Raw genomic sequence first — 4,027 nt, forward strand, 5'->3', positions numbered from 1 at the left:
ATAGTCTAATTGCTGCTGTTTATCCCGACATTCTCTACCGCGAATATCTGCTAATTCCAGCCAATAAAGTAATTCTGGATCGGCTAATCGAGCGATTCTTTTATATTTTCCCGCTGCTTTATCTTGAGTCACCAACTGTTTAGGATCGTGATGGTAACCCACCAAACCCAAAGTAGTTTCTACCACCTCATAAGGCAAACCCAAGCCCATTAACTTGGGTGCGAGATAAGATCTACCTTTACTGGCGTGTCGGGGGGCAACAGTGCGAATAATACCTTGGATCTCTTGCTCTTTGGTAGTTAAAGGTTTGGCTATATCGTGCAGCAATGCCCCTAAAATTAAACTCAGACGACGCTTTGAGTCTAAATGACGGGCTTCTTGATTTAAGATTTTATAAGTCTCATTCAATACCATACCAACATGAATATGGACATCTCCTTCAGCGTGCCATTCTGGATCTTGAGGAGTAGATTTATATTCTTTCAATAGGGGAATGCGATCGCCCAAATGCTCGACAAATTCGTCAATATTCGGCGTTGCACCTTCTAAAATCTGTTGTAAAAATTTCATCTTATACTTACTACTTACTACTTATTACTCATTAACTGATTGGGAATCACCTCCTTATACATCCAATGTTCGTTAGTTTGGACGTGGTGGGGGCGCACCCATTTGGCTATATTTTGGGCAAAATCATTGTAATGAAATTGCTCTGTATTTCTAACCACAAAACCTTCACAAGTATCAAGATCTAAATTAGCGGCGATCGCTCTAATTTTGGCTTCATCCCAAATACCTTCATAAATAACTTTTGGTACTTCTAAACTCAAGATTTCTGCCCACTCTTGAGTATCCGCCCAACTCAAACAATTGTTATCTCGATCCCAAATAGCAAATACATAAAAATAGCTGCTTAAATTGTCATAAGCAATGGAATGTCGGGCATAAAGATTTTCACCACAGATGCGCCAGCCTTGGGGAATATCATTACTAAGAGAAGCTTGTAAGGCTTTTACCCAAGCCCTCGATGGATGGTGGCGACTGTCGATCGATCGCGCGTGAATGTAGTCGGCATAAATAGAAGTATTTTCTCCGTCTAATTTTTCGGTAACTACTACTTGTTGGTGATTAAATAATTTGTCCCGATCTAGTTTTAAATCGTCGCTACTCACCCCAGGAGAAAAGCTTAAGTGGGGGGTGCGAGGATATTTATAGCGTTGAGAATACATATAATTAAATTTAGTAATTGAGGAAAAAATGAGGTTTTCGTCGTTGATTGTTTATTCAAGCTAAACTATGATGTAAGTAAACAATTAGTTAACTAGGAATTTGGAAAAGTGGATAATGGTTTTGGTACATTAATTCGTCAAGCTAGAAAAGAACGTAAGTTTTCTCAAAGAGAATTGGCAAAATTATTAAAAATCGATTTTACTTATTTATCTAAATTAGAAAATAATCGCGCCGATTATGCACCGAAAGAAGATGTAATTCGCGGTTTGGCAAAGCATTTAGAATTGAACGAAGAAGAATTGATTTTCTTGGCAGGAAGAATTCCCCACCAGGAAGAAGATTTGCTCAAGCAGCATTACAAAGAAATGCCCGCTTTGTTTCGTCGCATGAGAGAAAACCCCGAATTCGCTCAAAGAGTATTCCGCGAAGCTTCCAATCAAGAAAGTTAATTAGTTAATTAATAGTGCAGGAGAAAGATAAGGCGTGAGCGTTTTTCGTCCTTTTCAATTTATCTCCAAACTCGATATAGAAGCTCGTGCTTTGGATATTTGGCTTAAAATGGCAGAATCGGGCGACGAACCCGAATTACCAGTAGATGCTAGCGTAATTGCAGAATTCCTCGATTTAGATATTGTTTGGGACACCATTCCCGAAGATGAAGAAGGTGCGATCGCCGCTAGAATTTTACCCCTAGAAAAATTAATTGAGATAAACGAAAATATCCCTCAACTGAGAGGGGGATTTGGCGAGTCAACCATCGCCCATGAAATTGGTCATTGGGTATTACATATCGATACTGAAAAAGTGGAGAGTTACATCAGACTCAATCAAAAAGGTGTGGGTGTAAGAGTGCAGCCTTTCCTTTGTCGTAGCAGTAATTTGGCTAGGATTGAGTGGCAGGCACAATACTTTGCAGGATGCTTGTTAATGCCTCAGCATATTTTAACAGAATTAACTCAAGACAAGGATCTAACGAGATGGCGTAATTTGTATCAAATTGCCGAGGATTTGGGAGTAACTATTTCTAACCTAACCACTCGTCTACAGGATTTGGGCTGGATTTATCTCGACAGCGATACTCGCAAAATTTATTTGAAAAAATAGTAATTAACTGATGTTACGCACTTGTTGATTTATGATTGGCAGGTAGTAGGTAGTGGGTAGTGGGTAGTGGGTAGTAGATAGCAGGTAGTAGATAGCAGGTAGTAGATAGTAGATAGCAGGTAGTAGGTATTCAACTAACAACTAACAACTAACAACTAACAACTAACAACACTAATTTTTGGTACGTACTGCGTAAGGTCAGTAATTAAATCTCATTTTTATCGGCAAATAACTCTTGTAAGCCGACAAAGCCGACAAAGAAAGTATAGATGCCATAAGTCAGGGGATTGCGATCGCGAGAAGTGGCATTAATAGCTGCCATAATACCTTCTACACCATGAGCAATTAGAGCAACTTTACCCAACCAGAAAACAGGGATAAGATTGCTGGGTAAAGTGCGATCCTGAAAGTATAAAAAAAGATTGAATATTTCTAAAGCGATCGCACCAGTAATAAAAACAATAGAGGTAATTTTAATTCCTTGGGCTAGTTTGGGGTTCATTTTGGCTTTTATAAAATAAAGATATAATCATAATGAAATATTATGGACGATAAACTAAAACTAGAATTATCCCCAGAATTAGAATTTTATCGCGATGCAATTGAAGCAACAATTAAACCCTACATCAAAATAAAATTAACAGATAACAAAGATCTTACATTGTGGCAAAGTAAATTTGGCGGATTGCCCTATCTGCCCCAAGATTTTGACTATCCTCAAAGTCATGATGGAGAATATCTCTATTTATTGGCACAGATTAATTTTGCCGAAGTTCCAAAGCTTGAAGGATTACCAGCTAAAGGCATTTTGCAATTTTATTTAGCCTCAGATGGAATGTATGGTTGCGATTTAGGCAATCCTACCAAACAGGATAAATTTAGAGTTATTTATTTTGAGGATATTAGTTTAAAAGAAGCAGAATTAATTACAGATTTTAGTTTTTTACCCCAACCAGAAAAATACAATCTTCCCATCACGGGATCTAGCGGTTTAGAATTTGCGATCGCATCTTCTCCTATTAGTAGTAGCGATTATCAATTCGAGCTTTTTGAAGACGATGATTTGGGTGACGAACTTTTTGATTTATATTGGCAAAAATTCGAGCATCCAGAACACAAATTGCTGGGCTATCCTAACTTTACTCAAGACGATCCCCGTTTTGACCTTAAAAAAGGCGAGCCATATATTTTGTTGTTACAAATAAATAGCGATCGCCAGAACAATATTGATATTTTATGGGGAGACTTGGGAATTGCCAACTTTTTTATTAGACACTCAGATCTAATCGAGTTAAATTTTTCCCATATCTTATACCATTGGGATTGCACCTAATAAATTCTCAAAAATTGATCGATTTAAGTATATAAAATTGCCCCAATTTTGCCCCAAATCAGCCCTGACTTCAAATTGTATACGCTATAATCAAACAGTGTTGAATTGCTGAAAACCTCAGTATACATAACATAATCGGGATGTAGCTCAGGGGGAGAGTGCTGTTTTCGGGAAGCAGAAGTCGCAGGTTCAAATCCTGTCATCCCGATACCATAGCCCTTGACACTCCCCCGAATCCGCTACGCTAAATTCGGGGGATTCTTGCTTCAGCGATACATAGCTAGATCGGTCAAAGACCCATCCCTACCAGAGGTATCTCCACAAGCGAAAACCCTTTGCCCAAGGGCTAAAATGTTCAGA

General features: G+C 38.4%; 6 protein-coding genes and 1 tRNA gene. 4 read left to right on the forward strand and 3 right to left on the reverse strand.

Annotated features, from left to right (window positions below; all coding sequences use genetic code 11):
- Both AC33VI_RS13735 and AC33VI_RS13740 read right to left on the reverse strand, forming a co-directional pair.
- Positions 1 to 570 (reverse strand): HD domain-containing protein (locus AC33VI_RS13735; protein WP_491782836.1); only part of this gene is annotated, 570 nt, incomplete at its 3' end.
- 17 nt (positions 571 to 587) lie between these two features.
- A complete protein-coding gene (locus tag AC33VI_RS13740; protein WP_491782837.1) occupies positions 588 to 1,229 on the reverse strand; it encodes an RNA ligase family protein in 642 nt (213 codons plus the stop codon).
- A 108-nt stretch (positions 1,230 to 1,337) separates the two neighbouring features.
- Here AC33VI_RS13740 and AC33VI_RS13745 point away from each other — a divergent pair, with 108 nt between their 5' ends.
- Positions 1,338 to 1,679, forward strand: coding sequence for a helix-turn-helix domain-containing protein (locus AC33VI_RS13745; RefSeq protein WP_491782838.1), 342 nt, complete (start codon positions 1,338 to 1,340; stop codon positions 1,677 to 1,679).
- A 34-nt stretch (positions 1,680 to 1,713) separates the two neighbouring features.
- The gene (locus AC33VI_RS13750; protein ID WP_491782839.1) at positions 1,714 to 2,334 is read left to right on the forward strand and encodes an ImmA/IrrE family metallo-endopeptidase; all 621 of its coding nucleotides are present in this window, start codon (positions 1,714 to 1,716) and stop codon (positions 2,332 to 2,334) included.
- Positions 2,335 to 2,539: 205 nt separating this feature from the next.
- Here the strand turns inward: AC33VI_RS13750 and AC33VI_RS13755 are convergent, their stop codons facing one another.
- Complete coding sequence (locus AC33VI_RS13755) at positions 2,540 to 2,836, reverse strand: hypothetical protein (RefSeq protein WP_491782840.1); 297 nt, start codon at positions 2,834 to 2,836, stop codon at positions 2,540 to 2,542.
- Between the two features lie 42 nt (positions 2,837 to 2,878).
- On the opposite strand from AC33VI_RS13755, the gene AC33VI_RS13760 reads away from it, so the two are divergent.
- Together AC33VI_RS13760 and AC33VI_RS13765 are read left to right on the forward strand one after the other, a co-directional pair.
- On the forward strand, positions 2,879 to 3,667 hold the full coding sequence (locus AC33VI_RS13760; protein WP_491782841.1) for a YwqG family protein: 789 nt from the start codon (positions 2,879 to 2,881) through the stop codon (positions 3,665 to 3,667).
- A gap of 136 nt (positions 3,668 to 3,803) precedes the next feature.
- Positions 3,804 to 3,875 (forward strand) — tRNA-Pro (locus AC33VI_RS13765).
- Positions 3,876 to 4,027 lie beyond the last annotated feature (152 nt).

It is taken from the genome of Waterburya sp., from assembly GCF_058530065.1.

Coding starts and splice junctions, on each gene's coding strand:
- AC33VI_RS13755 (WP_491782840.1), bottom strand. CDS start 2,836: ATGAACCCCAAACTAGCCCAAGGAATTAAAATTACCTCTATTGTTTTT.
- AC33VI_RS13760 (WP_491782841.1), top strand. CDS start 2,879: ATGGACGATAAACTAAAACTAGAATTATCCCCAGAATTAGAATTTTAT.
- AC33VI_RS13740 (WP_491782837.1), bottom strand. CDS start 1,229: ATGTATTCTCAACGCTATAAATATCCTCGCACCCCCCACTTAAGCTTT.